Source organism: Marinomonas transparens (genome assembly GCF_016463975.1).
Taxonomy (GTDB): Bacteria; Pseudomonadota; Gammaproteobacteria; order Pseudomonadales; family Marinomonadaceae; genus Marinomonas; species Marinomonas transparens.
This window is the reverse complement of record NZ_JAEMNX010000015.1, coordinates 1-25,550: the sequence shown is the minus strand read 5'-3', so window position 1 is coordinate 25,550 and position 25,550 is coordinate 1. Positions and strand designations below refer to the sequence as shown.

Sequence of the window (25,550 nt, the reverse complement as noted above, 5' to 3'; positions counted from 1 at the left end):
AAAAGCAGGAGAAAGAGTAATGCGTGAGTCGATGGAATTTGATGTTGTCATTGTCGGCGCAGGGCCATCTGGTTTGGCCACTGCAATACGCTTAAAGCAAGCATCGGTGAAAGCCAATCAAGAACTGAATGTTTGTGTGATAGAAAAGGGCTCCGAAGTGGGGGCGCATATATTGTCAGGTGCTGTGGTTGAACCACGCGCTTTAGAAGAGTTATTTCCAAACTGGCAAGCGTTAGGTGCTCCCTTGGCGACGGCGGTCACAAAAGATGAAGTCTATTTGCTAAAAAATGCCCAGCAGGCCAGTAAAATTCCAAATGTCTTTGTGCCAAAAACCATGCATAACCAAGGCAATTATATTGTTAGCTTGGGCAATCTTTGCCGCTGGTTAGCGGGGCAAGCAGAGGGGCTTGGTATTGAGATCTTTCCTGGTTTTGCCGCCGCAGAAGTTTTGTTCCATGATGATGGCCGAATAAAAGGCGTGGCGACAGGGGATATGGGGGTATCCGCGACGGGTGAGCAGCTTTCGACCTACATGGAAGGCATGGAGTTGCATGCCAAGTACACGGTGTTTTCTGAAGGTTGTCGTGGGCATTTGGGTAAACAACTTATTCAGCAGTTTAATTTGGATGAAAAAGCAGACCCTCAACATTACGCCTTAGGCATCAAAGAACTTTGGCAAATTCCGCCTGAAAAACATCAGCCGGGTTTGGTGATTCATGGTTCCGGTTGGCCATTAACGGGTGACAGTAGCGGTGGTTTTTTTCTTTATCATGGTGAGAATCAGCAGGTGGTGGCGGGGCTTATCACCGACCTAAACTACAAAAATCCTTGGTTGAGCCCCTACGAAGAGTTCCAGCGTCTTAAGCATCACCCTATTTTTGCACAATATCTAGAGGGCGCGGAGCGAGTTTCCTATGGTGCGAGAGCGATTGCAAAAGGCGGTTTTAATGCCTTGCCGACTATGACGCTACCGGGCGCGGTGCTAGTGGGGTGTGATGCGGGTACCTTGAACTTTGCGAAAATAAAAGGCACCCATACGGCGATGAAGTCTGGCATTATCGCGGCTGATAGTATTGTTGAAGCCTTGCTTGAATCGCTTGATGATGGCGCTTTCGACAAGCTGTTTAAAACCCAGTTTGAAAGCTCTTGGTTATATGACGAATTAAAGGCATCACGGAATTTTGGCCCTGCTATGCATAAGTTTGGCACGCTATTCGGTGGGGCTTTTAACTATCTGGATCAGAACTGGTTTGCAGGTAAGCTGCCGATTACTTTACGGGATCAAACCCATGACCATGCTGCCATGTTGACGGTGGATGAGGCCGAGAAAATCGATTATCCCAAGCCGGATGGAAAGCTGAGTTTTGATCGTCTGTCTTCAGTGTTTTTATCGAATACCAACCACGAAGAAGAGCAACCGTGCCACTTGGTATTAGCCGATGACAGTATTCCGACGGGATCGAATTGGCAAAAATTTGCAGAGCCTGCCCAGCGTTATTGTCCTGCTGGCGTGTATGAAATGATTGAATTAGAAGGCAAAGATACCTTTAAGATCAATGCACAGAATTGTTTGCACTGTAAGACGTGTGACATCAAAGACCCAGCTCAGAATATTACTTGGGTAACCCCAGAAGGGGCGGGTGGTCCAAACTATCCGAATATGTAGTGCAAAGTTACCTGAGTCGATAATCAAGAAGATAATGAAACCGAGTTTATGGTGTTATGCCATTTAGCTCGGTTTTTTTATTGATCGTCAGATTTCGTTCGACAGCAAGTGTCGATAATTTGTCTGCTACTGACCACTAAAAAGCAACAGACAATGATGGCGATGGCTGTGAGGTGGAGAATGTTGTCCAGTGAAATGCTTTCCATATCCATCCCTTTCATTGTTGTTATGCGCTGGTGAGCGCAATATTGTTGCTTTCTTCTTGATAAGCTTCCAATTCGATAGCGATGCTTTTTGAGGTAGGGGTATTACTAAATTCACCGTGACTATCTAGCGGAACCAAGGGGTTCGTTTCAGGATAATAAGCGGCGATATTGCCAGCAGGAATGCTATACGGCACCAGTTTGAAACCACTTATTTTTCGATCTACCCCATCATCCCATAAGGAACGTAGGGTGACACTTTGGCCTTCTGTAAAGCCCAACCTTTGGATGTCAGCTGGGTTGATAAAGACCACTTTACGTTCACCCTTAATGCCACGGTACCTGTCGTCCATACCATAGATGGTGGTATTGTATTGGTCATGGGAGCGCAACGTTTGCAGAACGAGCGTTTTGTCCGAGGCTAAGTCATTAGCGCGTTTCGCCAGTACAGATTCTGGTAACGGGTGGCTATGCAAAATGGCTTTGCCCGCAGGTGTTTTCCAGCTTCTCTCTCTGGCACTGTTACCAAGGTAAAAGCCACCATCTTGTTTGATGCGTTGATTGAAATCCTTAAAACCGGGAACGACCTCAGCAATGTGGTCACGAATAATATCGTAATCGCTGACCGCTTCTTCCCAATTAATGGGGAAAGAGCCTAATGTGGCTGTTGCCATACCGGCAATAATGGCTGGCTCAGATTTTTGTTCTGGGCTTAAGGGGTCAAGCACACCGCCTGAGGCATGGACCATGCTGAATGAATCTTCCACTGTGACTTTCTGTTGGCCTTTAGTCTGGTGGTCGATATCGGTACGACCAAGACAAGGTAAGATGATGGCATCGTTACCCGCAATCAAATGAGAGCGGTTTAGCTTGGTGCTGATTTGTACGGTTAACTCACATTGTTGTAGTGCGTGTTCGGTGGCTTGAGTATCTGGGGTGGCGGCGGCAAAATTGCCCCCTAAAGCGATAAAAACCCCCACCTTGCCATCGCGCATGGCACGTATGGTATCGACGACTGCCAAGCCATGTTCTTGTGGTGGTGTGAAGTTGAAATGCTTTTCCATCGCATCAAGAAAGGCTTGAGAAGGGCGCTCATTAATGCCCATGGTGCGATCCCCTTGCACATTACTGTGCCCTCGGACTGGACAAGCGCCAGCACCGGGTTTGCCAATATTGCCCCGCAGTGACAGCAAGTTAACCATTTCATGAATGGTGGCAACGGAATGGTGGTGCTGAGTAATCCCCATGGCCCAAGTGATAATGACGCTTTCGGCTTTAGCATAAACTTGTGCCGCATGGATGATGTCTTCTTTTAATAAGCCAGACTGTTTCAGAATATCTGTCCAATGTGTGTTTTTTACCTGTTCAAGGTAGTCGTCTAGTCCTTGAGTGTGCTGCTTAATAAAGTCGTGATCAAAAATCGGTTTGTTGCCTTGCTGTTGCGCTTTTTCTTCCATTTCGATGAGCACTTTGACCATGCCTCGCACCACGGCCATGTCACCACCAATATTGGGACAATAATAGCCGGTATTGGTTGGTTTTGAACCGTTGGTAAGCATTTCAATCGGCTTTTGAGGATTCTGAAAACGTTCTAAGCCTCGTTCTTTTAAGGTATTAAAGCTTAGTAATTGAGCGCCTCGCTGTACCACTTCACGTAGCGTTTCTAACATGCGTGGGTGATTGGTACCGGGGTTTTGGCCGAACACAAAGACGGCATCAGCGCGCTCAAAGTCTTCTATTTCAACCGTGCCTTTACCAATGCCAATACTGCTGGTTAAAGCATAGCCGCTGGCTTCGTGACACATGTTAGAGCAATCAGGAAAGTTATTGGTGCCATAGGCGCGGGCAAAGAGTTGATAGAGAAAAGCCGCTTCGTTACTGGCTCGTCCAGAAGTATAAAACGCCACACTATCTGGATTAGCTTGTTTTTTTAAGGTGTCGGCAATCTGGGTATAAGCTTGTTCCCATGAGATAGGCTCATAGTGATCCGTTTCGCGGTTGTATCGCATAGGCTCGGTAAGGCGACCTTGGTATTCAAGGAAGTAGTCACTTTGGGTATTTAGCCAAGCGACACTATGTTTTGCAAAGAAGGCGGCGTCGACTCTTTTTGAGGTGGCTTCCCAGTTAACGGCTTTGGCACCATTTTCACAGAAACGAATTTTAGCTGGGTCGTGTTTTTCTCCCCAAGCACAACCGGGACAATCAAACCCGTGGGGTTGGTTGGTTTTCAATAGGGTATGAATATTACGCACCGCATTTTCACTTTTGAGCCAATGCTTGGTCGTACTTTGCAATGCGCCCCAGCCGCCAGCAGGACTTTTATATGGGGTAAAAAAAGGGGTTGAAGAAGCGTTTTTCTTACTCATATTATTTTTCTCTATGGCTGGGCTGTTGCCGCATATATACGTGGTGTATCTTGCTTAGGTAAGTGAATCAATGACAGCTTATATTGCCTAGCAAGTTCAACTGCTAGAGTACTGGGGGAGGCGAGGTGAATCAATCCCGACAGCTTTGCTCTAATGGCTTTTTGAACCAGTTCAGCACTGCAACGGCTGGACATGACCACATGGTGATTATGCAAGGGGATTTGTTGCTGTAAAGCATAGCCGATCACTTTGTCTAGGGCGTTGTGCCGACCGATATCTTCCATGCAGATCAATATGTCACCTTTTGATGAAATCAACAAAGCACCATGGATGGCACCGCTTTGTTGACCGATGACCTGATGTTCGAAAAAGGATGCTCTTAAAGTTTTCAAACTGTCTTCTATTAAGGGCTCGTGATCGGGTAATGTGCCCAGAGCTGGAAATGCTTGCTCTAGGGATTCTATGCCACATAAACCGCAGCCAGTTGCCCCTAAACGCGCTTTTTGGGACTGTTTGAACTGATTGAATTGTCGAGCGCTGATTTCAAGGTTGATGGCTAAGCCTGATATACCTGAGGTTGATTGGTTGGCTTGTATTGTCATATCTCTGACGTCAGAAGCTTGTTTTATTAACCCTTCACTTAAGGCAAAGCCCAACGCAAATGCATCAAGATTGACAGGGGTCACCATCATTACCGCGTGGTTAATATTGTTGATACTAATTGCTAGGGGGATTTCTTCAACCAATAGGCTTGTTTCAATGGGAGCTGCTTGATCTATTCTTTGAAAACTGTAGATGTTGCTACTGGCAAGAGAAAAGGGGGTATCTGACATGGTCTCTAGCTCAGTTAATTTAAGAAGATATTAAGGCCTTTTATATTACTAAGAGGAAACCATATCGTCCAATGCTTCTGATGAATAGTTCAATAAGTAAGGATTTGAAACTGTCTTCAGTAATGATCAGGTGGCTTAGAGTAATTTCAAGGTGATAGCTATTTATAAAGCTAAAGAAATACCGTATTCTCCCAGCAAATTATTTTACGCTGTTTTTTTGTTGTCTTTTTGTAAGATGCAGCCTTAATAAAGTAGCGCGTGTGGTTATCCACATCGCAGGGAATCTACACACAGCAAAAGTGTGGTTCTATTTATAATATATAGAGAGTTATTTTAGGTTGGTTAACAGCATATAAAGCCTCTCTCTAGGCCACTTTTTTGTTTAAATGAGTTTGTTTTATGTCTTTAAAAACACGCCCTTCCTATTGGGGGCTTCTATCAGGGTTAGAAATTTGGCTGCTGATGGTCGCAACTGTTTTTGTTGTACTCATGTTTGTTTATCAATTGCTTGTCTCCCCGACAGCAGACCTACAAGACTATGTTTTGCCTAATAGTGCACAAGCCGTGTCACCTTTTCCAAAAGCAAAGGAGGTAGAGCTTGATGATGACCAGCTAATTAACTCGTTTGTTACTACGAACCCTCTTCATAGTATAGAAAAAGCTGTTGCTCCTGCGTCTGTTATTCATTATGAAATTAAACCTGGCAATACACTGGCGCGTATTTTTTCCCGTTTAGGCTTATCTAAGCAATCCATGTATGAAGTGCTTGAGGCTGACCAAGAATACCTTGTACTGGAGCCTTTGATTCCTGGTAATAAGTTTACTTTTGAATTAAATAGCGATGGCGAGTTGATTAAACTGACTCGGCGTATTGATCTTAGTAAAAGCATTGCTTTTGTTAGGCATGATAATGGTGGCTATAGCTATGAGGAACATGTAAAGCCAATTACCTATGTGCAGACGGCGGTGCATGGCAATATAAAAGGCAGTTTCTACCTTTCAGCCAAAAAAGTGAATTTGTCCGATAGCAATATTTTAATCATCCATAACCTATTAAAAGGTCGTTTTAACTTTAGTAGGGATCTGCGTACTGGGGATACTTTTGATTTTGTGCTAAAGGATGGCAATATCGATGGTAAAAAAATTGGTGAAACCCAGTTAGAAGCCTTACAGATGACAGTAAAGGGGAAAACCTATCATGCTTTTTTACATACAGACGGCCGCTATTATGATCAAGATGGCAAAGGTTTAACTCCTGCTTTACGTCACTGGCCAACAGCAAAACATTACCGTGTTAGTTCGCCCTTTAATGCCCATCGACTACACCCTATTACCGGCCACCCAGCCCCTCATAATGGCGTTGATTTAGCCACGCCTATAGGCACCAAAATATTAGCAACAGGGGATGGCATAGTAACCCGTGTGGCGACCCATAAGTATGCGGGTAAATATGTCGTCATTGATTATTCTGGGCCTTACAGCGCGCGTTTTTTGCATTTACAAAAAGTGTTGGTCAAAAAAGGTCAGAAAGTTAAGCGTGGTCAAGTCATTGCTTTATCTGGTAATACAGGTAGAACGACAGGGGCGCATTTGCATTATGAACTGCATGTGAAAGGTCGCCCTGTGAATCCTATGACGGCGAAAATTCCCACTGCTCAATCTGTCCCTAAGGATGAAATGGCTGATTACAGTGCGAATGTTGCTAGCTGGATTCAGATGATGGACACCAGTGCAAGTTAGGAGACCAGTAAAGGATTTAACAAGTGCTTTGTATAAACACTCCGAAAGTTCATATCCCAAGCTCACAAAATGACATGGAAAGAAAACCTTCTCTTTCCATGTTTTCATTGTTTTCCCTTATTGATTAATACGACATAAAGAAGAGCAGGCGCTGGCTATAAAGTGCTTGGTTGTATTAAGTAAGTTTTAAGCAGGAATAGAGCCTTTCATGAAGCGAAACGAGTTAAATTACTCGCATTCCATCCCTCGCAATGAGCATATTTTTAGGCAGCTTGTCTAGATGTTCCATTAACCAGCAGTCTAGTCGATGGCTTATGTGGGTAAGTATCATTTGTTTGGGCGCGAGTGTGTTGTAGGTCCACAGCGCTAGGTTGATGTCGTTGTGGTTTCTAGGAGCGTTTGGGGTCGGTGGTTCTGAGCAATCAAGAATAAGATAATCGAGCTGTTTGTTGCTTAAGAAGGCTTGGGTACTATCGGGCAAACCAACGGTATCGGTGAGATAGGCAACTGTGAGGTTATCTTTTTCGATCAAATAGCCCAAGGTGACTTTGGAATGCACTAGGGGCAATGGGGTGATGGAAAAATCGTCAAATTGCACGTTATTGAAAGGGACAAAGGGGTCTTGGAAATCTAATACGCCCGCATGTTTATAAAGGTCATCGGCGCCTTTTTCGTCATCGGGTCGGAATACGGGAATTTTTTCTGGCCTTTCGGACCAACGTAAATGAAACAAGCCTTGTACATGGTCCATATGAAAGTGGGTGAGTACAATGCGTTGTATGTCGTCGAAATCGTAACGCTCGGCCAAGTCGGTCAATCCGGCATCGATGAGCGTAATGCCAAGCTCCGTTTTAATCTCTAGGCTGCAAGGCCCACGACGGTAAGAAGCATCTTGTTTGGCTCGTACACAGGCGAGGCAATGACAACCCCAAACGGGGACTTGCCCTGCGTTACCTGAGCCGAGAATGCGGATATCCAACATGGGGTTCTCCTTGGTTACTTGTCATGCAATCGATGGTTGATATAAGCACTCAGCTGATCAACAGCATGATGGATATGAGTGTTGTTATCAATTACCTGACAATGTTCAAATAAAGCCGTTGTGGCAGCAAATTGTTCTTGGGTTCTGGCGATACGGGCTTCAATTTCGTCGAGGGATTCTCGGCCTCTTTGGATTAAACGCTGACGTAAAATTGAGTCATCCACCTTGACCAGCACAGGGATAAGTTGCTCACCGTATTGGTTTATTGCCGTGGGTAAATAGCCCCTTGAGCCGTTGACGATAACGGTCTGCCCTTGCTCTCGCCAAAGGTCTATTTCGCGTCCTATGGCATAGCGTTGTCCATTCGCTTGCCAATCTAAGGCAAATAGGCCAAGTTGCTGACGGTGCTGGAATTCCGCTTCGCTCAGTTGTATGTGGTTTTCGTTACCGGATTGCCAATCGCGACAGATGTAGCGATGGGCAATCATCAGGTTGAGCGGGGCTTGGCCTTGTTCTATTCTCTGGCGTAAAGCGGATAGAATAGAATCTTTGCCGCTGCCAGAGGCACCGATAAGGTAGAGTATTTTACTCATACTGATCCTTTTATTATGTCAGCCAGCTTAGGCATTAAAACGCCCGCTGACCATTTTTCCATACCTGTTCGATGTGAACATGATCCTCTTCCACACTGCTCCAAATTAAGTCGGCTTTATGGCCTATGGCAATCTGGCCTCTATCATGTAAACCAACGGCTTTTGCAGGGTTTAGGCTGACTAAGTTTATCGCTTGAGGAATGTCGTAATCATTGCTTTCTAGTTGGGCGATTTTAAACGCGGATTCCAACAAGCTGGCAGGGTAGTAATCGCTAGATAGGATATCCAGTACGCCAGCGGAAGCCAGCTCATGGGCGGCAATGTTGCCTGAATGAGAGCCTCCGCGAACCACATTAGGGGCGCCCATTAGAACACTCATTCCTTTGTGGTGCGCTGCTTTGGCCGCTTCTGCTGTGGTGGGGAATTCGGCAATCACCATTACCAAAGGTTAATTCTTTGCTGTATTTCAACATATCAGCAACAGAGTTGATTTTAGTGTTGTTTTTATTAACTAATAACAAACTTCAGTAACTAGGGTTACCTGTAACGTCTACCTTTTGAGCGAAAATTTGTCCGCCTGAGCGATCAACGGCTTCTAATGCTGACTTGTTGCCTAGCCAAGCGATGTCTACTTTATTAAAGCGCATTGCTTGAATGATGCCTGCGTAATCAGAGGCAAAGAATGGCTTTACTTCCATGCCCAATTTTTTAGACATATCGTTTAAAAAGGTACCCAAACCGTTTTTAAATTCTGTGATGATTCGGTAGAGATAATACCGAAGTTTATCGATTTCATGTCTTTTACATGGGCTGTAAATGGCACAGCAAGCACTGCGAAAATATGACAGCTCCAAATTGAGAAAGCATGGTGAGTTTGTGTTCTTTTACTTGTCTAGCTAAGTGACTAAGAGCTAATGCCAAATAAGGTGAGTGTTTTGAAATAGTTAAGCGAATACCTGTCTAGTGACAAAAAAAGCTGAGATTAAGTCGCGTAAAAGTGTTGAGTGTTATTAAAAAAATTATTTTTATGCTGTTTTTTATTTACCAATCAATATTTATGGTATTTGACGAAAAGCTCCATCGTTTAAAAAAGCCAGACTGCTATACTGTTTAGTATGTAAACAAAAAATCAAAATTAGGAGTACTCCTTTGTTTAATGCCGTTTTCACTCAGCTAAAAGGTCTATTTACTTGGAATGCGACGAACCGCCCTTGGCATCTAGCCTTTCTTGCGGCCATTTGTGTTGGTATTCCTGCTTTGATAGGCGCCGCTGTTGAGCAGTTTGCTTTGGCAACCTTATCCAGTTTGGGGGCGATGGTGATCTTGTATTTGCCAAAAACTAGAACCGCTCACCGTATGGTGACGCTTGCCATGTGCTCTTTTGGTTTTATGGTGTGTTTTAGTATTGGTTCTCTTGCTAGTTTTAACCCTTATGTGGCGGCTTTGGCGTTGGGGGGATTGTCGTTTGGGGCGATTGTTATTACCCGTTATTATTGCCTGCCAGCACCGGGCAGTTTCTTTTTTATTCTTGTCTCTTGCTTGGCTATTTATCTGCCCTTTAATTTAACGACATTTGCTAACAATATCGGCATGGTGGCGTTAGGGGGCATCTTATCTTGTGGTTTAGCCTTCATATATAGCTTGGCGATCGGCGCAAATGATTTACCCAGTGTCAAAATAGAAACGGATCCGCAAGTCAATGCGATTCTTCTAGAAGGGGCCTTGGTAGCGTTTTTTATTAGCTTATCTTATCTGGTGGCATTGTTCTTGGATTTACCTAATGCGCTTTGGGTGCCGATTTCTTGTGCGGCGATTTTACAAGGGGCTACTTATCGGATGATTTGGCATCGTAATATTCATCGCATTGTCGGAACCAGTATTGGCATGGGGTTGGCTTGGTGGATTTTTTCGTTGCAGCCAAATTACTGGCATTTGGCACTTTATATGATCTTGTTTCAATTTTTAGTGGAGTTATTGATCGTCAAAAACTACGGTGCCGCGGTGATCTTTATTACGCCATTGACTGTGATTATGGCTGAGTTTACCAGTATGAATATGTCCACCGATGTATTGCTGCAACACAGGTTAATCGATATTTCTATTGGCAGTGCGATTGGTATTGTCGGCGGTACTATCTTCCATAGAACGTCGTTGCTGAAGAGCATTGAGTCGAGAATGAATGCCCGTAGTTCTTTATCTGGACATAAACCTTCTTAGGTTCTGTTTACGTGGTTTTAGAGGCGCATAGCTTAGAATATGAATCTTGTTCTTTTTTATATGAAATACAGTCTTTTAAAGAGAGTATTTGCAAGGCGTTGGTTGCTTAAATCGTGTTTAAAACGTAGGCTTCTCTGTTCTGATGGTAAGTTATAAAAAAAGCTTATCAGTTCTTGTAAAGGTGCCAATGCATTGGTGAAACGGGAAACAGGTACGCATTATGTAAAGCCTGTACTGCCCCCGCAACGGTGAGTAAATGGTGTGCTTTTTTGTGCGTTCCACTGTTCTTATTAAGAATGGGAAGGGGCAGTACTTAAGAAAGAAGCATATGTAAACATTGACGAGTCCGGAGACCGGCCTTTACTGATTAGGATTGCTTGCAACTAACCATAGGTAGCAACAAGTCCGTTAATTTGAATCATACGGGTGAGTATGACATATAATTTGGAGGCACAGAGTGCATATTGAACCAGGTATTGTGGACGGCGCAAAAATTGTTTTGAGTTACGCGACTGCTTTAGGAGCTTTCGGATTGTCTGCTAAGGCATCGATTGAGATGATTAAAAAAGATGGGCTGATGTCTTTAATTGGGCGCAGTGCATTGACTACCTTCCTTGTCTTTGTTTTCTTTGAATTGTTGCCACATCAGGCGGTTGGTGTGTCAGAAGTTCACCTTATTTTAGGCTCGACGTTATTTTTGATGTTTGGTCCAGCCGCCGCTTCTATCGGCTTGTTTTTAGGATTATTGGTACAGGGCGTTTTCCTTGCTCCTTTCGACTTACCTCAATACGGCATGAACGTAACCACTTTATTGTTGCCTTTGTTTGCTATGTCTATCGTGGCACAACGCACTATTGCAGCCAATACCGCTTATGTAGACATTTCTTATAAGCAGGCTTTGCAATTGTCTTTAACTTACCAAGGTGGCATTGTCGCTTGGGTCGCGTTTTGGGCTTTCTATGGTCAAGGCTTTGGTGCAAGCAACATGGCTTCTGTTGCCACCTTTGGCATGGCTTACTTAAGTGTTGTATTGCTTGAACCTGTGATCGATCTGGCGGTACTCGCGGGTGCGAAAAGTTTCAATCGTTTCAAGCAGTCCTCTTTATTTGAAACGCGTTTGTTCCATTAATCTGAGCATTTTAGCAAGTTATTGCTAAGCAAAAAGGCCCATGCTAGTGATGGCTAGCGTGGGCCTTTTTATTCTGATTTAGCGTTTGAAAGCCAGCAGCAATACGCCGCTAGCGACCAAAGAAATACCTGCCCAGTCGCGTATAGATGGGCGCTCACCAAGAAATATAACAGCAAACATCGCCACTAATACCAAACTAAACTTATCGATAGGCGCGACCTTAGAGGCATCTCCAAGTTGTAGGGCACGAAAATAGCAGAGCCAAGAAGCGCCTGTCGCTAGAGCTGATAAGGTTAGGAACAACCAAGTTTTAGGGGAAAGTTCCAATGGATTACTCCATTTTTCAGCGTACCAGACAAAGCAAGCTAGAATGACAATAATAATGGCGGTTCGAATCAGTGTGGCGAGATCGGAATCGACATCTTGAATGCCAATCTTTGCAAAAATGGCCGTGAGTGCCGCGAACACGGCGGATAGTATGGCCCAATAAAGCCAACTTGTATCAGTTTGCATGCTTAACCTCAATAAACCATATTAGGCTGTATTTTACTGAACCAATGTTTTTTATCTATGTAATCTCCCTGAAATTTGGAAATAGGCGTATAATACCCACACATTTTTTCATGTCTTTTATAAGGTAATAACAGTATGAGTCTTCCAAATTGTCCTCAATGCAACTCAGAGTATGTGTATCAAGACCAAGATATGCTGATTTGCCCTGAGTGTGCCCATGAGTGGAACCCAAACGAAGTGGTCGTTGATGAAGACGCGCTTATCATTAAGGATGCCAATGGCACGCAGCTGCAAGAGGGCGACAAGGTAACCTTAGCAAAAGATTTGAAAGTGAAAGGATCGTCTCAGGTTTTGAAAATTGGTACTAAAGCGACGATCAAACGCTTTGTTGATGGCGACCATGACATCGACTGTAAAGTGGATGGCGCAGGCGAGATGATGTTGAAATCTCAGTTTGTGAAAAAGGCTTAAGCTTTACTACGATGAGGGTTTTAAACGGCAAATAAGGCCAGTTTAAAACCCTCTTTTAGTCTATGGCTTTAGCTAAAATTCTAGATTGGGTTTGAAAGCCCAGTTGTTGATAAAAACCTTGTGCTTCTTCATTAAATTCCATTATTTCCAGCCTAATTCCCTATGTTCATATCAATGTCCGTTTGGGTTGTCCATTAGAGAATGATGGCTTTAGACTTTTCCATAATTTTGCCCATGTTCACAAACAAAGTCGAGGAAGGCTTGGTTCGCCTTGGATAGGTAGCTGCCCTTGCGCCATGCGATGTCGAGGTCTAGCCAGATAGGTGGATCAAAGGAACGGGTGATCAGTTGATCGTCTTGTTCTACGACCATGGCGAGTAGGGTAGACACACCAAACCCCTGTTGGATGATGGATTTGATCAAGGGAATCAGGTTGGTCTCGAAGCCGATATTCGGTGTCATCTGGCACTTTTGGGCGAGCTTATCGACGATGCGTCGGTGGAAGTAACCCTCTTTGAACATGACAAGCTCTTCTTTGAAAAATCGCTCTGCTGTGATCTTGTCTAGCTCACAAAAAGGATGATCTGTGGCGACGGTCACGAGCATTTCTTCGCGAATCAGTGCTTGTGTTTCCAAGCTAGCGGGCAGAGTGTCGGCAACGATAACGCTGAGATCTAACTCACCACGTTCGAGCATCTTTTGTAATTGCCAAGTGCCACCTTCAATGACTTTTAAGCTAATGGTGGGGTATTTATGCCGAAATGCCATCAGTATCGGTGGAAAGTAATAAGACCCCATCATGCCGGGAATACCGACACGAACCTCACCTTGGCTCAGACCTTTTAATTCACTCATTTCCAATAGGGCTTCATCGGTCGCTTGAATGATTTTTTGGGCATGGAATAAAAGCTTTTTACCTTCATCCGTGAGCACAATATTACGGTCTGCCCTGTGAATTAGGGTGAGACCCAAGTCTGTTTCCAGCTTTTTAATGGCCATACTCACCGCTGGCTGAGCCACGTTTAGTTGCTCTGCCGCTTTGGTAAAACTGGCGGTTTTAGCAATCGCTATAAAATAGCGTAGAGGTTTAATGTCCATCAATAACTCTTATGAATTTGATAAGGTAGATATATTTTATTGATAAAAAGGCGGAGCGTATAGTGGCCCAATAAAGTTTGAGACCTTTGCATAGCGGTTATGCAAAGATCTCAATTTATTTAATGGCTGCAATAAAAGGTAAATTCAATGATAAGCGCAGGTAGTGCAGTATTTTGGCGAGGTACCATCGCCTTGGTGATTGGCTCTTTTATGGTATTTGCCAATGTTTATGTAACTCAACCTTTATTACCTATGATCGCTAATGAGTTTGCAATCAGTCCCCTGCAAGCCAGTGCCAGCTTTACCATTACCACTTTTACCTTGGGTATTTCCTTGCTGTTTTATGGGCCAGTGTCTGATGCCCTAGGTCGTAAAGGCATTATGCTGATGACCATGGCCGGTATTACCTTGACGACTTTTTGCTTAGCCCTAGTGCAAAGCTATGAATCTTTGCTGATGTTGCGTGCGCTACAGGGCTTTTTTCTCGCTGGCTTGCCTGCCGTTGCGGTGGCCTATTTAGGCGATGAATATACACCAGAAGCTTTAATGGTTGCCGTTGGCTTGTATATTAGCGGCAACTCATTGGGGGGCATTGGTGGCCGTTTGATCGGTGGTTTTGTGGGGGAGTGGTTAGGACGCTCCGCTACTTTTGGTGTGATGGGGGCGATTAGCCTATTGTGCTTGTTGGCATTTTTCTTTTTATTGCCGAAACCCCAACACTTTGAGCCCAAGCCATTGCGAGTGGGGCATATTCTACGGAACATGAAAAGTCATCTACAGAATCGTCGACTATTGACCAGTTATTTTATTGGGGGATTTAGCTTCTTTATTTTTATTAATCAATACAGCTATGTCACCTTCCTATTGGAAGCCGAGCCCTACAAGTTGTCGGCAAAGTATGTGGGGTTGCTGTTCCTTACGTATTTGTCTGGCACTCTGGGGTCCGCGATATCCGGTAAGTTAGCGAGACGTTGGCAGCAGCCAAGCATCATGGTGCTGGGTACTGGTATTTTCATGTTGGGCTCTTTGGTGACCCTTGGGAATTCTTTGATGGCGATTATTTGTGGATTATTGATCAATAGCTTTGGTTTCTTTCTTGGTCATTCTACCGCCAGTGCTTTTGTTAGCCGTCATGCCAAGCACTCAAAAGCCAGTGCGTCTTCGTTGTACTTGGTGTTTTATTATTTAGGCGCCAGTTTAGGGGGCTTTTATCTCGACCCTTTTTGGCAGGCCGATGGCTGGACGGGGGTGATTATGGGTTCTTGGTTGGTGCTGGGCGCTGTTATGGTCGCGGGGGTGAGTCTTATGCGTAAGGAGCGAGTCGCTTACCTTAGAACATCTTAACCCCGGTTATTGAAGGGGGCTTGATGGCTTAACTCGAAAAGGCCAGAGTATCAAGCAAGCTCTATTGGCCTTCATGAGCTTGTTCCAAGCATGGAGGTTTTAAGCACGTACAGCGCCTTCAACTAAAAGACGGTTCGCTTATTTTGCAAATAACATTTGCAGCCTTTGATATTCGGCCAGTGCGATCTTATCTGCCGCAATGTCGATAGGGTTTGCATCAAGGGGATGCCAAGTGACTTCATCGGCTTCGAGAGACAAGATATTTCCTGTCCAGCTAGTAACAACATAATAGTGAATAAGCTGAAGCTCTCCCGTTGGATGGTAAAGAGAACATAGGTAGTTATAGGCATTTGGAACAATATCGAGTTCTTCTTTTAGCTCTCGCAACAGGGTTTGTTCTCTCGTTTCCCCTTGCTCCATATGACCACCGGGAATAGCGATTAAGTTAGGGTCATGGGCTTTGTCTTTGGAACGTTTTTCTAACAGTACCCTGTTGTCTCGTAGCAAGATAAAAGACACACACTCATGAACTTGCATTGTGCTATTTCCTCAGATAATGACCAGCAAGGCATGCCATCATAGAAGTAAGCTGGATTTTAGTAAATTTTATTCGAAAAAAAGGGCGTTTTGCGTATCTCATAGAATTAACAATCGGCTATTTTATTAGGTTATGGATGGGCAAAAAAAGGATTTACTAATCTGACTTTTCCTAGGAGCATTCTCTCTTCGTCAAGACAGATAAAGTAATGACCGTCATCTGTTGATCATTCGCCTTTAGAAAGGATAATGTCACTGTCTTTCATCCTCTAATGTTGCTTATCATGCGCCTTGATAAATTCGTTTGTAAAAGTACCGAGCTCACAAAAAGTGAAGTACGGCAGAAGATTCATGCTGGGGCGCTCAGTGTGAATGGCGAGACCATCACAGATGAAGCCACACAAGTTCATGAAAACAATAGCGTCATGTTAAATGGAGTGACGCTGAGGGCTCGTGATTTTCGTTATATCCTGCTGCATAAACCCGCAGGCACGGTGTGCTCAAATATCGATGAAGCCTATCCATCCCTGTTCAATTACTTAGATCTTGATAGGGTGTCAGAGCTGCATATTGCAGGCCGCTTAGACGCGGATACAACCGGTTTGGTGTTAATTACGGATGATGGACGCTGGTCGTTTAGTATTACGCAACCTGCTAGCGAATGCCGTAAAGTTTATCGTGTGCAGTTGTCTAAAGCGTTATCTAAAGAGCGTGCAGAGGAGATCGCCTCTCAGTTCAAAAAAGGCGTGCAGCTGCAAGGCGAGAAGGCATTAACCTTGCCTGCGAGCTTAGAAGTGATGAGTGCCAACGAGGTACTTTTGACCATCACACAGGGCAAGTTTCATCAGGTTAAACGGATGTTTGCTGCGGTAGGCAATCGAGTCGCGTCACTTCATCGGGAGCAAATTGGCGCTGTGTGTCTGGATGTCGAAGTTGGGCAGTGGCGCTATTTAAGCGAGGATGAAGTACAGAGCTTTCGCTAAGGTTTTATGTAAAAAAGCCCCAGTCTGACAATGGACTGGGGCTTTAACTTTGCAAGTAGCTGAGTTGCTTATTTACGAATAACAATGCCGTGGGTTTTCACTTTATCCCCCTTGCCATTACCGCTTAATTCGACATTGTGTAGGCTAATAGAACCTTGTTCTTCTGTTTGGCTCTCATCGTCTTCTACTAACCATTGCTCAATTTTCACACCGGCTTTCTTGTTGTCAGTAGAGCGAACATTATCCAACTTGGCGTTCACTTTACCTTTACCAAGTTCGGTAAATTGAATACCGTCATCGCCGCCGTTAGTGGTAATAATATTTGATAGACTCACGTTCAGGTCACCAGCGTCTTCTTCATCAAGCTTAATGCCTTCATCGTCCGTGTAGGTGGCTGTCACATTGGTGATCGTCGCGTTAATGTTGCCCGCACCTGCTTCGTCAAAGTCTAAACCTTCGTCGCGGTTGTTTTTGATTTCAAGGTTATTGAGTACAACAACTAAGTCGCCGTCATCACCTTCATCAATATCAAAACCATCGTCTAAATCCGCTTCGTTGTAAGCGCCATTATTGATGACAGACACATTATTCATCATAGCAACAACATCACCAGCACCGGCTTCATCTAACTCAATACCGTCGCCACCGTTACCGTAAATGACTGTGTTATTGATTTCAGACGTGATGCTGCCTGCACCACGCTCATCAACACGAATGCCGTCAAAATCAATCGCGCCAGTACCGTTATTAATAAAGTGGGAATTGTTGATTTTTAAATCGATGCCAATGGCAGAACCTAAATCACCATCGTCTAACTCATTTAAATTGTCGTCTAGGTGCAAACCGTAAAGCGCAGAGTCTTCTACTTTTACGTTATTAAGCGAAACGTGAATATCATCACCTTGCGCATCAGCAGGAATGGTAATGACTATGCCGCGAGTATGGCTTTTAACAACAGATAAGTTATTGATATTAATATCCGCCGCGGTATTAAACATTAAGGTGCCATCATCCGTGCGTACGGTAGTGATTTTTTCTTTTGCGTCGTAAAACTCAGCTGATGTACCAGACTGCTCACCATTAAGAACCGCACCATTGCCTTCAATAGACAGTGTTTGCTTGCCGGTGTAGACAACCGGAGAAGTTAAGGAAATCTTCACATTCTTTTTGAAGACGATTGAAGAGATGCTGCTATCCATATTCGCTTTATTGATCGCCATCGTTAATGACGCTTCACTGTCGACTTGATCCATCGCGTAAACAGAAGAGGATGCCATGACTGAAAGCATAGCTATAGAGAGTAGTGTCTTTTTCATAAAAAATTCCAATACTTATTCGCTGATTTTAATAAGGGATAATCGAACGAAATCAGTCTATATAATGACTATGACACTATTATTGCGCTTATATTCGGATAGGAGGGCAAGCGTCTCGTTTGCTCAGTGAATTTATGCATTATTCTTAGTTTTGGCTGTCACTGACTTCATGGTGAAGCTTGCGATGTCACTTGCTAAGTCCTTAGAAAGATAATTGAAGTACGACAAAGCTGTCATAAGTTATCGATTAAAATTAACATGGTTCTCATCGGTACCTTGAATGTTTAAAGCAGAGTAAAATATGAACACAAAAATCTATAAAGAAGTGCTTTTTTTAGCCAAAGAGTTAATGAACTTTGCCAATAAAAAGGATCAAGCGAGCTTTGATGCTTATTATCAGGAACTGAAGCAAATTTGCGACGACAATGATGAGACGGATAAAGACCATCCAGTACAGTGGGAAGCACTCGGTGATTTTACGGAAGACCTGGCATTGGCGATTTCGATCTACGACAAAGCGTTACTGAAAGCGGCAGCGATTCATTCAAAAGATTACCTGTCTTCTATTGGCTTCTCGGCGGCGTTACTGAAAATAGAATTAGGCGATAAAGCAGGGGCTATTCAGTACTTGGAACAAGCCAAGATTCACAGTAATAAAATCATCGATAAAGAGCTTAAAGCCGAAATTCATGATGTATTGAAAGACCTACAAGAAGCGTAAAAAAAGAGATTACGAATGGAACGTCCTACTAAGGAACAGATCAGAGAACTCCCTTTATATGATGGGCTTAGTCTTTCCGATATTACTCTCGTGGAAAACGCAGACGATGCGGCACAAGCGTTACAAGCTCTCGTAAACGAAACTTGCCTAGGGTTTGATACCGAAAGCAAACCCATCTTCCGAAAAGGCGAAGTGAGCCCCGGCCCAACACTGATTCAACTGGCCACCGAATCAACAGCCTTTCTCTTTCCAACGCGATTTCCCATTGCGGTGACTGCCGCAAGGGAAATACTCAGCAACCCTAATATTCAAAAAGTCGGCTTCGGCATAAAAGACGACAACAGAGAACTGCGTGGCAAACTCGATATAGACATCACCAACACACAAGACTTATCGGTGACATTAAAAAGATTAACAGGGGAGAAAAATACCATAGGCGCTCGTGCTGCCGTCGCCATGGTACTCAAAGCACGCCTAGGAAAAGGCGCGCAGAAATCCAACTGGGGGGCTTATCCTTTCAGGGAAAACCAAATTTTATACGCCGCAAACGACGCCCACTCGGCGATTTGTGTTGAACTGTCATTGAATAGACTAAATATGGATTGGAAAACACCTTGAGCCTGTCAAAAATAACCTTCTTTGAACGTTTTGAAGCCGATATATTGTCTGGCAAGAAAACCATCACCATTCGTGATGAAGCGGAAAAAGACTATTCGCCCAATAGCATAGTGCAGGTCTCCACCTATGAAGATGACCGTTGGTTCTGTGCGTTGAAAATACACAGTGTCCACGCCATCACCTTTCATCAACTGTCAGACTTTCACGCCAAACAAGAAAACATGACACTGCCAGAGCTTAAAAACGTCATTCAAGACATCTACCCCAATGTAGACAATCTCTATGTGATTTCATATGAATTGGTGGATTAGGGTTATTGTTAGAGCTGCCTGACATGCATGATGAGCGGTAGATTAGCTAAGACGTGACAGGTAACACCTATGGGGGTTATTTTTAGCCCCGTTTTTAGTGTTAGCCAGTTAATAAGAAAGAACAAAATACGGCTGGTGATTTTACTTCTTTCGTATTTTAGCTAGGCAAATTCTGCCTGTTATCCAGACATTAATTGTCAAAGAGATTCGCATGATTGAAATAGATTGTTCGATTACATCCGGTGATGTCACCCTAATGGGGACGGCTTGCTTGCCTGAGGAGTGCGGCCAATTCCCAGTGGTGTTAATGATACATGGTAGTGGCCCGCTTGATCGTGATGAAAACGTGAATGGGCAAGGGCTAAATATATTCAATGCAATGGCACATTATTTAGCTGAACAGGGTATCGCTAGCGTTCGTTATGATAAGCGCGGTTGCGGTGCAAGTACGGGAAACTATTATTCTACAGGACACTTTGCGCTGGTTGATGATGCGGTTGAGTGGTGCAATGCCTTGGATGGTTTTCCGTTCTGTGATAAAAATCAAAAATACCTATTAGGGCATAGTGAAGGCTGCATTATTGCGGCACAGGCAGATATTAAGAGTCCTTCTATCGCTGGGCTTATCCTACTTTGTCCATTCATAGAATCTTTGGAAGCGATTCTTAAGCAGCAGGCTAAGGTACTACAGAAGGATGTGGATGGCCGCAAAGGCATGACAAAACTCTTCTTGCGATTATTTGGTCAACCTGTAGACCTTCAGAAGAAGCTTATTACCAAGATCAAGAATACTTCTTCGGACTCTTTCTACGCACGATTTAGAAAGGTTGAAGCGAAATGGTTTAGGGAGATATTCACAATAAATCCTGTTGAAACCTTTCAGCAGGTCACCTCGCCTATTTTGGCAATTGCTGGAGAAAAAGACCTGCAATGCAACCCCAAAGACGTTGAGGAAATCGCTCACATTGCTAATGTGGAAGTAGAGCAGCACATAATTGGTGACCTAACGCATATCCTTCGCTGCGATCAAGAAAGCGCCAGTTTTGCTAATTACCCTGGACTGATGAAAAAGTCGATAGAACCGACAGTGTTAACAATCATTTCAACCTGGTTATCTAATCAAACTGGACAAAAATAGCGGACTATCGCTTATGGTGCCCCTCGATTAAACGCGGAACGAATCAGTCCAAAACCCGCTAAGGTGAACAAGCCTGCGACTACGCCATTGATCCAACGATTCGCTTTTTGATACCAGCTCATGACACCGCTAAACGAGAAAAGTACCGAGTACAATCCATTCACAATAAAACCAACCACGACACATACAATAACGCCTGATACCAGCGCCATGGTATTGTCATTAGCGCCAAGCCCGACTGACAGCGCCGCCATCCACGCAATAACCGATTTAGGGTTCGAGATATTTAAAACCACACCTTTCATAAACCAGTTTAAATAAGACTTAGGAGCCGTATTGATTTGCAGATTTGTTTTTGTTGGGTGCATGGCATCTTTAGCCGACAAAAACGCCAACCAGATTAAGTAAAGTCCGCCGAACACTTTAAGCACCATCAACAAATACACCGAGTTTTGCAGCACAACACCAAGACCACTTGCTGCGACAATGCCCCAGAAAATCAAACCAACCGACAAACCCGCTCCGTAAATTAAACTCACCTTTCGGCCTTGGCTCATCGCTATCGTCGCATTAGCAATATTCGCCGGCCCAGGAGACGCTGCAATAACAAAAAACGCCAACGCAATACTTAACAAAGACAACATGTTTAGATCCTCTCGATGGTTGTGAATTAATTTAACGACTTTTAGTTAGTGCTTCAAATCGTAGTGCTGTTTTTCGTTAAAAAGCCAATCATTTTATATGATTGGCTTTGAGGGGAGACGGTTAAGTTTCCAGCAGGCTACTTCATTACGAAATAGGCTGAACAGCCCCCTTAAACATATGACGTAGTTTTTTTATTAATTAAATATCTTGGTTAATTTGTCTTTCATTTTTGCCTTTTTATGACCTTCATCTGAGTTGCCAATTTTCCAGTAACTGCTGATATAAATCTCATCCTTACCAACATGATGTTCTTTTTTAAAATAAGTCCGTAATTGTTGCATGCCACTAAATTCGCAAGCAGACCAAACATTCGGTTTACCTTCAAGCCAGGGCAAGGCTTTCACCGCATCAGGTAACAGAGTATTCGCCTTTTCTGGGTGTGGGTTAATCACCCATACAATCTTCATTCCTTCAGGCGCGCCGATGTCTTGTTTATCCGCTTCTTCAATTATTTCGATAACCGCATAGCCTTGAGCATCACGGGGCATTGTTTCTAAATTAACACTGATGGCTGGCAGGGCGGTCATATCACCTACAATAAAATACCAATCTTCACTTTGAGAAATACGCTTAACGAGGCCAGGGCCTGCAATCTCAATTTTTTCCCCGCTGGATACATTGGCAGCCCAAGTTGAGGCTGGGCCTTCTTCACCATTGTCCCCATGTAATACAAAATCCAAATCAAGCTCTAATACATCGGCACGAAAAGCGCGAATGGTATAGCTTCGTTTGAACTTCCCACCTTCTAAAAGAAGCTTAACGTAACCGCTTTCCATCCCTTCAGGAAATGTCATCAACTCATCTCCCCCCAAGGTAATGCGTAACATATTGGGAGAAACTTGGTGTTTCTTGATGACAGAAAGGTGTCTATTTTTAATGGTCATGGAGCGTCCAATTAATTGAGGAATAGAAAGAGGTTGATCTAAGTGTCAGAAGGAAATGACCTTCGTATTCTGGTTTTCATAAGTACCATTGAATACATAGCACCGCAAGCCGCTGAGCTTTATTGCGGAGTTTTTGCGTTTTTTATGTGAAAGTGAGGCTTACCTTGAACTTGTCTCTCGCGCTCTTCGTCAAAACTAGGCTGATGCAGCAATGGCCAAAGAGAATATGTGAGGCGAGGCCCCACTGGCGGGGCCTGCTTTTTCCTTGTAGTCAGTTACTGAAACTTGGCTTCTACAGCGACTTTAAGCTCTGCATTGAAAATACGGTAGACTCCCATCGCGTCCTGCGAGATGAAGGCAGTGGTAATTTCTGAGCCCTCCGGCCCAACGCCGGTGAAGGTGTCATACTGTTTGAAGCGGGTTAGGCATTCTGAAACTGGCTCGATCTCGAAAACGTGATTGTCGGCCATTTTAGGTGCGAAACCCAAAGGGTCACTCCAGCCATATCCAACGCCCTCGTTATAAGAGATTGTGTGTGGAATTTCAGCGACTCGATCCGGGAACTTGTAAGTGACGGTAACCTGACCACCATCGCGAATGTCGCCCACCATTCCTTGGAATGTGGTGCTCCAGCTCGGCATATTCTTAAAGTCGCTCAAGACACCCCAAACTTCAGATGCTGTGGCGTTGATGAGAACCTCGGTATGCACATGGTGCTGGTTTTCTCCCATCGTATCGACGCGATAGCCCGACAAAGGAAGTCCATCTACCGGAGCGCAATCTTTAGCAAACGCAGGCGCGATAGCCGTTGCAATCGTGATGGAAGTGAAGGCAGTAAGGTTCAATAGTTTCATCGTGTTCTTTCCTATTCAGCTATTTTCATATTTGAGGTTAGTAATTTTGACGCTGTCAGGAACATCAAGCTCGTAAGGAGCGCTAGACGACCAAACTTTATTATGTGCAGGTACGGTATTCTGTGTATTCATATTGTGACCTACTACTTATTGATATCGATAGCCAAAGGATACAGCTTAAAGCAAAATTGGCCGCTGAGTTAGAGCAATTTTCAGAAGTGTTGGCCCAAAGTGATAATGCTGACCCTGTCCCAAGCTAAAGGTTTCCCGTTTTCGGAGGACATGTCAGAGGGATTTCTTACATTGAGACATCAAGGCCCGGATCGGCTGTCCATCATTCAGTCTGTTATCAGTAAACACATAACATGTTCTGTTAAGTTTGGCATTGACCATCTTATTATGGTCGAGTGTCGGTAATTTCCTCAATATCAATGAGATCAACCTCTCTACCTAGAATGGACTTATAAGCAATAAGCTCAGAGATAGGAATAACCGGTAGTGCTACTCCCTGATAGTCGCCAGTGGTTGAGTGGTCGTAGTTAATATTTAGTTCAAACCACTCTCCGCTCGCCCCGTTGAGTATTTTTGTACCAGATGATAAGCCTATTTCTATTTTCTGCTCTTGATAAATTAACTGAAAATACTCTACATCCCATCCGTATTCGACACAGTGCTTCAATGGTTTTGATATAAAACTTTCTACCTTAGGTAATACGACCCGCGAAAGTTCTCTTGGTATATAAAGGTCAATGTCAGCGACAGGTCGTTTACCTCCATGGATAGAGGCAGCCAAACCTCCAACGATTTGATAGGGGATATCCGCTTCTTCAAGGATTTGCTTGATCCAGACTAACGCGGTTAACACCTTTTTGCTCATTCAACACCTTTTAACGACGCTTGTTTAAAATAGAGACCATAATTCTGCCAGAAGCAGCCGTCGTGGAGAAAGGGTTAGCAGGACACATATGCTAAAAGCCTTGAGTTTACTGGCTTCTTAATATGTGTGTCCCATTAAGTTCTGTTATCTTATCCAAACATGGTCTACTAGAAGCTTTCCAGCTTGTTCGACGATGCATATTTCAGCCAAAAATTCTTCATGGCTATTAGTAAACCACTGTTTCCATAATACAAATATAGAATCACTTTTGTGAATAATTGATAGAAATTCTCTTTTAGAAAATTCGCCTATCTTATTTTCCTTCCATTGTTTCAGAAGGTTCTCTTCGGTAACGATTGCTTTGAGGCGATCAGTAAAATCACGAGTATGCTTTTGGTGACTCCTCTCGCTAGAGCCTTCCATAAGGTTATCCATTAATGGATTTGCTATATTTAGTATTTCTTCATCGGTAAGCTTATCGAAGTCCATGTTTTCTACCTGTAGTGCTAACGCCTTTGTAACAGGCATTTTTTGCGTAGTGGAGTTTTGCGGTAAAGTGGCGAAGCCACCGCAAAACGAAGCGCAGCAAAAAATGTCCTGTTGACAAACTTGTTAAGTTTATTCATCTTTTGTGCGCACCCATTCGGAACCTACCGACTCACGTACAGCACTCCAGCCCGGAGGCAAATCAGCAATAGAATATAGAGTAGAGTCCAAGCTAACGATCTCGCTCATGCCCACAATCATTAGATCTTCTGATTTATTCGTTGTGCCACAAGTAAATGCCCAAGAATCGTCATCCTCGTAATGCACAACCATTAATATGGGGAATGATGCTTCCACCACCTGTTTAGTAGTAATTGCAGCTACGTTTTCAGCTTGATCAAAAGGCCAGTTCAACTCATTTTCTCCATTTGCGGCGAATGAAAAAAGAATTGCCGCAAGTAATATTATTGCTCTCATGATTACGAAAACTTAACATTTTAATAATGCGCATGCTCATTTACACTTTTTTGAAAGCCTATCAAAAACTACCTAAGTAATTTATTTAATTCACTTTTATAGCCTTATAAACAAAAGCCAAAACGGGGAAAACGAGCATGCGCGTTATTTCATTTATCCACAGCACGTTATTTTTTAGCTGAGAATCCTTATGCCTTGATACTAAAATGCTTTTTTATTTTCTACCAGTACAAAACGCGAATTCTTACTAGAAATTCTTACTAGACACGCACGTTAAAGAATTCTTACTAGACACGCACGTTAAAAACTTAACCTCATCCTCGAACAAAAACCGCATTTGTCTCAAATGGCCTCTTTCGCGCTTTTTTATACGCTAAATTAATGAACTAAAAGTAGGTTTATTGATTTTCATAAAATAACCAATCTCTTGATATAACTGGCTTTTAGAGGTGGGTGATGAGATGGACGCTCCTCATTACGGCGTCAAT

The 25,550-nt window shown here is 43.6% G+C and carries 29 protein-coding genes and 1 riboswitch; of the genes, 12 read left to right on the top strand and 17 right to left on the bottom strand.

The features are described 5' to 3' along the window. The first annotated feature begins 19 nt into the window (after positions 1-19). Positions 20-1,666, top strand: a complete 1,647-nt coding sequence (locus tag I8J31_RS12835) for an electron transfer flavoprotein-ubiquinone oxidoreductase (protein ID WP_199468974.1) — start codon at positions 20-22, stop codon at positions 1,664-1,666. Between the two features lie 77 nt (positions 1,667-1,743). On the opposite strand, the gene I8J31_RS21020 is transcribed toward I8J31_RS12835, so the two are convergent. From I8J31_RS21020 to fdhD, 3 genes are read right to left on the bottom strand one after another with little or no spacing between them, the layout of a single operon-like run. Beyond that, positions 1,744-1,872 carry a hypothetical protein gene (locus I8J31_RS21020; protein ID WP_267905894.1) on the bottom strand — a complete coding sequence of 43 codons (129 nt, stop codon included), beginning with the start codon at positions 1,870-1,872 and terminating at the stop codon, positions 1,744-1,746. A gap of 20 nt (positions 1,873-1,892) precedes the next feature. Continuing rightward, positions 1,893-4,235, bottom strand: a complete 2,343-nt coding sequence (locus tag I8J31_RS12830; RefSeq protein WP_199468973.1) for an FdhF/YdeP family oxidoreductase — start codon at positions 4,233-4,235, stop codon at positions 1,893-1,895. An 11-nt stretch (positions 4,236-4,246) separates the two neighbouring features. Beyond that, positions 4,247-5,068 carry a formate dehydrogenase accessory sulfurtransferase FdhD gene (fdhD, locus tag I8J31_RS12825; protein ID WP_199468972.1) on the bottom strand — a complete coding sequence of 274 codons (822 nt, stop codon included), beginning with the start codon at positions 5,066-5,068 and terminating at the stop codon, positions 4,247-4,249. Between the two features lie 399 nt (positions 5,069-5,467). On the opposite strand from fdhD, the gene I8J31_RS12820 reads away from it, so the two are divergent. Next, positions 5,468-6,808: a peptidoglycan DD-metalloendopeptidase family protein gene (locus I8J31_RS12820; RefSeq protein WP_199468971.1), complete on the top strand. Its 1,341-nt coding sequence runs from the start codon at positions 5,468-5,470 to the stop codon at positions 6,806-6,808. A gap of 223 nt (positions 6,809-7,031) precedes the next feature. On the opposite strand, the gene phnP is transcribed toward I8J31_RS12820, so the two are convergent. The 4 genes from phnP to I8J31_RS12800 form a co-directional block, all read right to left on the bottom strand. Then, entirely contained in the window at positions 7,032-7,790 is a 759-nt protein-coding gene (phnP, locus tag I8J31_RS12815) for a phosphonate metabolism protein PhnP (protein WP_199468970.1), read from the bottom strand. A gap of 14 nt (positions 7,791-7,804) precedes the next feature. Then, positions 7,805-8,383 carry a ribose 1,5-bisphosphokinase gene (phnN, locus tag I8J31_RS12810; protein WP_199468969.1) on the bottom strand — a complete coding sequence of 193 codons (579 nt, stop codon included), beginning with the start codon at positions 8,381-8,383 and terminating at the stop codon, positions 7,805-7,807. Between the two features lie 34 nt (positions 8,384-8,417). Continuing rightward, the gene (locus I8J31_RS12805) at positions 8,418-8,822 is read right to left on the bottom strand and encodes an amidohydrolase family protein (protein ID WP_199469070.1); all 405 of its coding nucleotides are present in this window, start codon (positions 8,820-8,822) and stop codon (positions 8,418-8,420) included. Positions 8,823-8,907: 85 nt separating this feature from the next. Then, a complete protein-coding gene (locus I8J31_RS12800; RefSeq protein ID WP_199468968.1) occupies positions 8,908-9,099 on the bottom strand; it encodes a PhnD/SsuA/transferrin family substrate-binding protein in 192 nt (63 codons plus the stop codon). Positions 9,100-9,532: 433 nt separating this feature from the next. On the opposite strand from I8J31_RS12800, the gene I8J31_RS12795 reads away from it, so the two are divergent. Beyond that, positions 9,533-10,600, top strand: a complete 1,068-nt coding sequence (locus tag I8J31_RS12795; protein WP_199468967.1) for an FUSC family protein — start codon at positions 9,533-9,535, stop codon at positions 10,598-10,600. 162 nt (positions 10,601-10,762) lie between these two features. Continuing rightward, positions 10,763-10,976: riboswitch (cobalamin riboswitch) on the top strand. Positions 10,977-11,057: 81 nt separating this feature from the next. Continuing rightward, positions 11,058-11,729 (top strand): energy-coupling factor ABC transporter permease, encoded by a 672-nt coding sequence (locus I8J31_RS12790; protein ID WP_199468966.1) that lies wholly within the window; start codon positions 11,058-11,060, stop codon positions 11,727-11,729. A gap of 78 nt (positions 11,730-11,807) precedes the next feature. Here I8J31_RS12790 and I8J31_RS12785 read toward each other — a convergent pair whose 3' ends face one another. Beyond that, positions 11,808-12,242, bottom strand: coding sequence for an EamA family transporter (locus I8J31_RS12785; protein WP_199468965.1), 435 nt, complete (start codon positions 12,240-12,242; stop codon positions 11,808-11,810). 135 nt (positions 12,243-12,377) lie between these two features. Between I8J31_RS12785 and I8J31_RS12780 the strand changes: the two genes are divergently transcribed. Continuing rightward, the gene (locus I8J31_RS12780) at positions 12,378-12,713 is read left to right on the top strand and encodes a zinc ribbon domain-containing protein YjdM (protein ID WP_199468964.1); all 336 of its coding nucleotides are present in this window, start codon (positions 12,378-12,380) and stop codon (positions 12,711-12,713) included. A gap of 210 nt (positions 12,714-12,923) precedes the next feature. Here the strand turns inward: I8J31_RS12780 and I8J31_RS12775 are convergent, their stop codons facing one another. Further along, positions 12,924-13,811: a LysR family transcriptional regulator gene (locus I8J31_RS12775; protein WP_199468963.1), complete on the bottom strand. Its 888-nt coding sequence runs from the start codon at positions 13,809-13,811 to the stop codon at positions 12,924-12,926. A 147-nt stretch (positions 13,812-13,958) separates the two neighbouring features. Between I8J31_RS12775 and I8J31_RS12770 the strand changes: the two genes are divergently transcribed. Then, positions 13,959-15,155, top strand: a complete 1,197-nt coding sequence (locus I8J31_RS12770) for an MFS transporter (RefSeq protein WP_199468962.1) — start codon at positions 13,959-13,961, stop codon at positions 15,153-15,155. 138 nt (positions 15,156-15,293) lie between these two features. On the opposite strand, the gene I8J31_RS12765 is transcribed toward I8J31_RS12770, so the two are convergent. Then, the gene (locus tag I8J31_RS12765; RefSeq protein WP_199468961.1) at positions 15,294-15,692 is read right to left on the bottom strand and encodes an NUDIX hydrolase; all 399 of its coding nucleotides are present in this window, start codon (positions 15,690-15,692) and stop codon (positions 15,294-15,296) included. A 284-nt stretch (positions 15,693-15,976) separates the two neighbouring features. Between I8J31_RS12765 and I8J31_RS12760 the strand changes: the two genes are divergently transcribed. Continuing rightward, positions 15,977-16,675, top strand: a complete 699-nt coding sequence (locus tag I8J31_RS12760) for a pseudouridine synthase (protein WP_199468960.1) — start codon at positions 15,977-15,979, stop codon at positions 16,673-16,675. A gap of 68 nt (positions 16,676-16,743) precedes the next feature. Here I8J31_RS12760 and I8J31_RS12755 read toward each other — a convergent pair whose 3' ends face one another. Continuing rightward, positions 16,744-17,991 carry a hypothetical protein gene (locus tag I8J31_RS12755; protein ID WP_199468959.1) on the bottom strand — a complete coding sequence of 416 codons (1,248 nt, stop codon included), beginning with the start codon at positions 17,989-17,991 and terminating at the stop codon, positions 16,744-16,746. A gap of 301 nt (positions 17,992-18,292) precedes the next feature. Between I8J31_RS12755 and I8J31_RS12750 the strand changes: the two genes are divergently transcribed. The 4 genes from I8J31_RS12750 to I8J31_RS12735 all read left to right on the top strand — a co-directional run bounded on the left by I8J31_RS12750 (position 18,293) and on the right by I8J31_RS12735 (position 20,779). Beyond that, the gene (locus tag I8J31_RS12750) at positions 18,293-18,712 is read left to right on the top strand and encodes a tetratricopeptide repeat protein (protein WP_199468958.1); all 420 of its coding nucleotides are present in this window, start codon (positions 18,293-18,295) and stop codon (positions 18,710-18,712) included. Positions 18,713-18,727: 15 nt separating this feature from the next. Next, positions 18,728-19,330: a 3'-5' exonuclease gene (locus I8J31_RS12745; protein WP_199468957.1), complete on the top strand. Its 603-nt coding sequence runs from the start codon at positions 18,728-18,730 to the stop codon at positions 19,328-19,330. Continuing rightward, positions 19,327-19,641, top strand: a complete 315-nt coding sequence (gene yqfB / locus I8J31_RS12740; RefSeq protein ID WP_199468956.1) for a N(4)-acetylcytidine aminohydrolase — start codon at positions 19,327-19,329, stop codon at positions 19,639-19,641. Before I8J31_RS12745 ends, yqfB begins: the two co-directional genes overlap by 4 nt. A gap of 211 nt (positions 19,642-19,852) precedes the next feature. Continuing rightward, positions 19,853-20,779, top strand: a complete 927-nt coding sequence (locus tag I8J31_RS12735; protein WP_199468955.1) for an alpha/beta hydrolase — start codon at positions 19,853-19,855, stop codon at positions 20,777-20,779. Positions 20,780-20,790: 11 nt separating this feature from the next. Here the strand turns inward: I8J31_RS12735 and I8J31_RS12730 are convergent, their stop codons facing one another. The 3 genes from I8J31_RS12730 to I8J31_RS12720 form a co-directional block, all read right to left on the bottom strand. Beyond that, a complete protein-coding gene (locus I8J31_RS12730) occupies positions 20,791-21,423 on the bottom strand; it encodes a LysE family translocator (RefSeq protein ID WP_199468954.1) in 633 nt (210 codons plus the stop codon). Between the two features lie 195 nt (positions 21,424-21,618). Further along, positions 21,619-22,368 carry a siderophore-interacting protein gene (locus I8J31_RS12725; protein ID WP_199468953.1) on the bottom strand — a complete coding sequence of 250 codons (750 nt, stop codon included), beginning with the start codon at positions 22,366-22,368 and terminating at the stop codon, positions 21,619-21,621. Positions 22,369-22,643: 275 nt separating this feature from the next. Then, entirely contained in the window at positions 22,644-23,222 is a 579-nt protein-coding gene (locus I8J31_RS12720) for an SRPBCC family protein (protein ID WP_199468952.1), read from the bottom strand. A 122-nt stretch (positions 23,223-23,344) separates the two neighbouring features. Between I8J31_RS12720 and I8J31_RS12715 the strand changes: the two genes are divergently transcribed. Beyond that, positions 23,345-23,482 carry a hypothetical protein gene (locus tag I8J31_RS12715; protein WP_199468951.1) on the top strand — a complete coding sequence of 46 codons (138 nt, stop codon included), beginning with the start codon at positions 23,345-23,347 and terminating at the stop codon, positions 23,480-23,482. Between the two features lie 137 nt (positions 23,483-23,619). Here the strand turns inward: I8J31_RS12715 and I8J31_RS12710 are convergent, their stop codons facing one another. From I8J31_RS12710 to I8J31_RS12700, 3 genes are all read right to left on the bottom strand, one after another. Further along, positions 23,620-24,099, bottom strand: coding sequence for a MazG-related protein (locus I8J31_RS12710; RefSeq protein WP_199468950.1), 480 nt, complete (start codon positions 24,097-24,099; stop codon positions 23,620-23,622). 144 nt (positions 24,100-24,243) lie between these two features. Beyond that, complete coding sequence (locus I8J31_RS12705) at positions 24,244-24,588, bottom strand: hypothetical protein (protein WP_199468949.1); 345 nt, start codon at positions 24,586-24,588, stop codon at positions 24,244-24,246. A 129-nt stretch (positions 24,589-24,717) separates the two neighbouring features. Continuing rightward, positions 24,718-25,062: a hypothetical protein gene (locus I8J31_RS12700; protein ID WP_199468948.1), complete on the bottom strand. Its 345-nt coding sequence runs from the start codon at positions 25,060-25,062 to the stop codon at positions 24,718-24,720. Positions 25,063-25,550: the final 488 nt, after the last annotated feature.

Bases quoted from the DNA above. Each gene is read 5' to 3' on its own strand.
- I8J31_RS12820 (WP_199468971.1), top strand. From the start codon at position 5,468: ATGTCTTTAAAAACACGCCCTTCCTATTGGGGGCTTCTATCAGGGTTA.
- I8J31_RS12760 (WP_199468960.1), top strand. From the start codon at position 15,977: ATGCGCCTTGATAAATTCGTTTGTAAAAGTACCGAGCTCACAAAAAGT.
- I8J31_RS12830 (WP_199468973.1), bottom strand. From the start codon at position 4,235: ATGAGTAAGAAAAACGCTTCTTCAACCCCTTTTTTTACCCCATATAAA.
- I8J31_RS12780 (WP_199468964.1), top strand. From the start codon at position 12,378: ATGAGTCTTCCAAATTGTCCTCAATGCAACTCAGAGTATGTGTATCAA.
- I8J31_RS12705 (WP_199468949.1), bottom strand. From the start codon at position 24,588: ATGGACTTCGATAAGCTTACCGATGAAGAAATACTAAATATAGCAAAT.
- I8J31_RS21020 (WP_267905894.1), bottom strand. From the start codon at position 1,872: ATGGAAAGCATTTCACTGGACAACATTCTCCACCTCACAGCCATCGCC.
- I8J31_RS12745 (WP_199468957.1), top strand. From the start codon at position 18,728: ATGGAACGTCCTACTAAGGAACAGATCAGAGAACTCCCTTTATATGAT.
- I8J31_RS12735 (WP_199468955.1), top strand. From the start codon at position 19,853: ATGATTGAAATAGATTGTTCGATTACATCCGGTGATGTCACCCTAATG.
- I8J31_RS12700 (WP_199468948.1), bottom strand. From the start codon at position 25,062: ATGAGAGCAATAATATTACTTGCGGCAATTCTTTTTTCATTCGCCGCA.
- I8J31_RS12770 (WP_199468962.1), top strand. From the start codon at position 13,959: ATGATAAGCGCAGGTAGTGCAGTATTTTGGCGAGGTACCATCGCCTTG.
- I8J31_RS12805 (WP_199469070.1), bottom strand. From the start codon at position 8,822: ATGGTGATTGCCGAATTCCCCACCACAGCAGAAGCGGCCAAAGCAGCG.
- I8J31_RS12730 (WP_199468954.1), bottom strand. From the start codon at position 21,423: ATGTTGTCTTTGTTAAGTATTGCGTTGGCGTTTTTTGTTATTGCAGCG.
- I8J31_RS12710 (WP_199468950.1), bottom strand. From the start codon at position 24,099: ATGAGCAAAAAGGTGTTAACCGCGTTAGTCTGGATCAAGCAAATCCTT.
- fdhD (WP_199468972.1), bottom strand. From the start codon at position 5,068: ATGTCAGATACCCCCTTTTCTCTTGCCAGTAGCAACATCTACAGTTTT.
- I8J31_RS12800 (WP_199468968.1), bottom strand. From the start codon at position 9,099: ATGTCTAAAAAATTGGGCATGGAAGTAAAGCCATTCTTTGCCTCTGAT.
- I8J31_RS12725 (WP_199468953.1), bottom strand. From the start codon at position 22,368: ATGACCATTAAAAATAGACACCTTTCTGTCATCAAGAAACACCAAGTT.
- I8J31_RS12720 (WP_199468952.1), bottom strand. From the start codon at position 23,222: ATGAAACTATTGAACCTTACTGCCTTCACTTCCATCACGATTGCAACG.
- I8J31_RS12785 (WP_199468965.1), bottom strand. From the start codon at position 12,242: ATGCAAACTGATACAAGTTGGCTTTATTGGGCCATACTATCCGCCGTG.
- I8J31_RS12835 (WP_199468974.1), top strand. From the start codon at position 20: ATGCGTGAGTCGATGGAATTTGATGTTGTCATTGTCGGCGCAGGGCCA.
- phnP (WP_199468970.1), bottom strand. From the start codon at position 7,790: ATGTTGGATATCCGCATTCTCGGCTCAGGTAACGCAGGGCAAGTCCCC.
- I8J31_RS12750 (WP_199468958.1), top strand. From the start codon at position 18,293: ATGAACACAAAAATCTATAAAGAAGTGCTTTTTTTAGCCAAAGAGTTA.
- I8J31_RS12765 (WP_199468961.1), bottom strand. From the start codon at position 15,692: ATGCAAGTTCATGAGTGTGTGTCTTTTATCTTGCTACGAGACAACAGG.
- I8J31_RS12775 (WP_199468963.1), bottom strand. From the start codon at position 13,811: ATGGACATTAAACCTCTACGCTATTTTATAGCGATTGCTAAAACCGCC.
- phnN (WP_199468969.1), bottom strand. From the start codon at position 8,383: ATGAGTAAAATACTCTACCTTATCGGTGCCTCTGGCAGCGGCAAAGAT.
- I8J31_RS12755 (WP_199468959.1), bottom strand. From the start codon at position 17,991: ATGAAAAAGACACTACTCTCTATAGCTATGCTTTCAGTCATGGCATCC.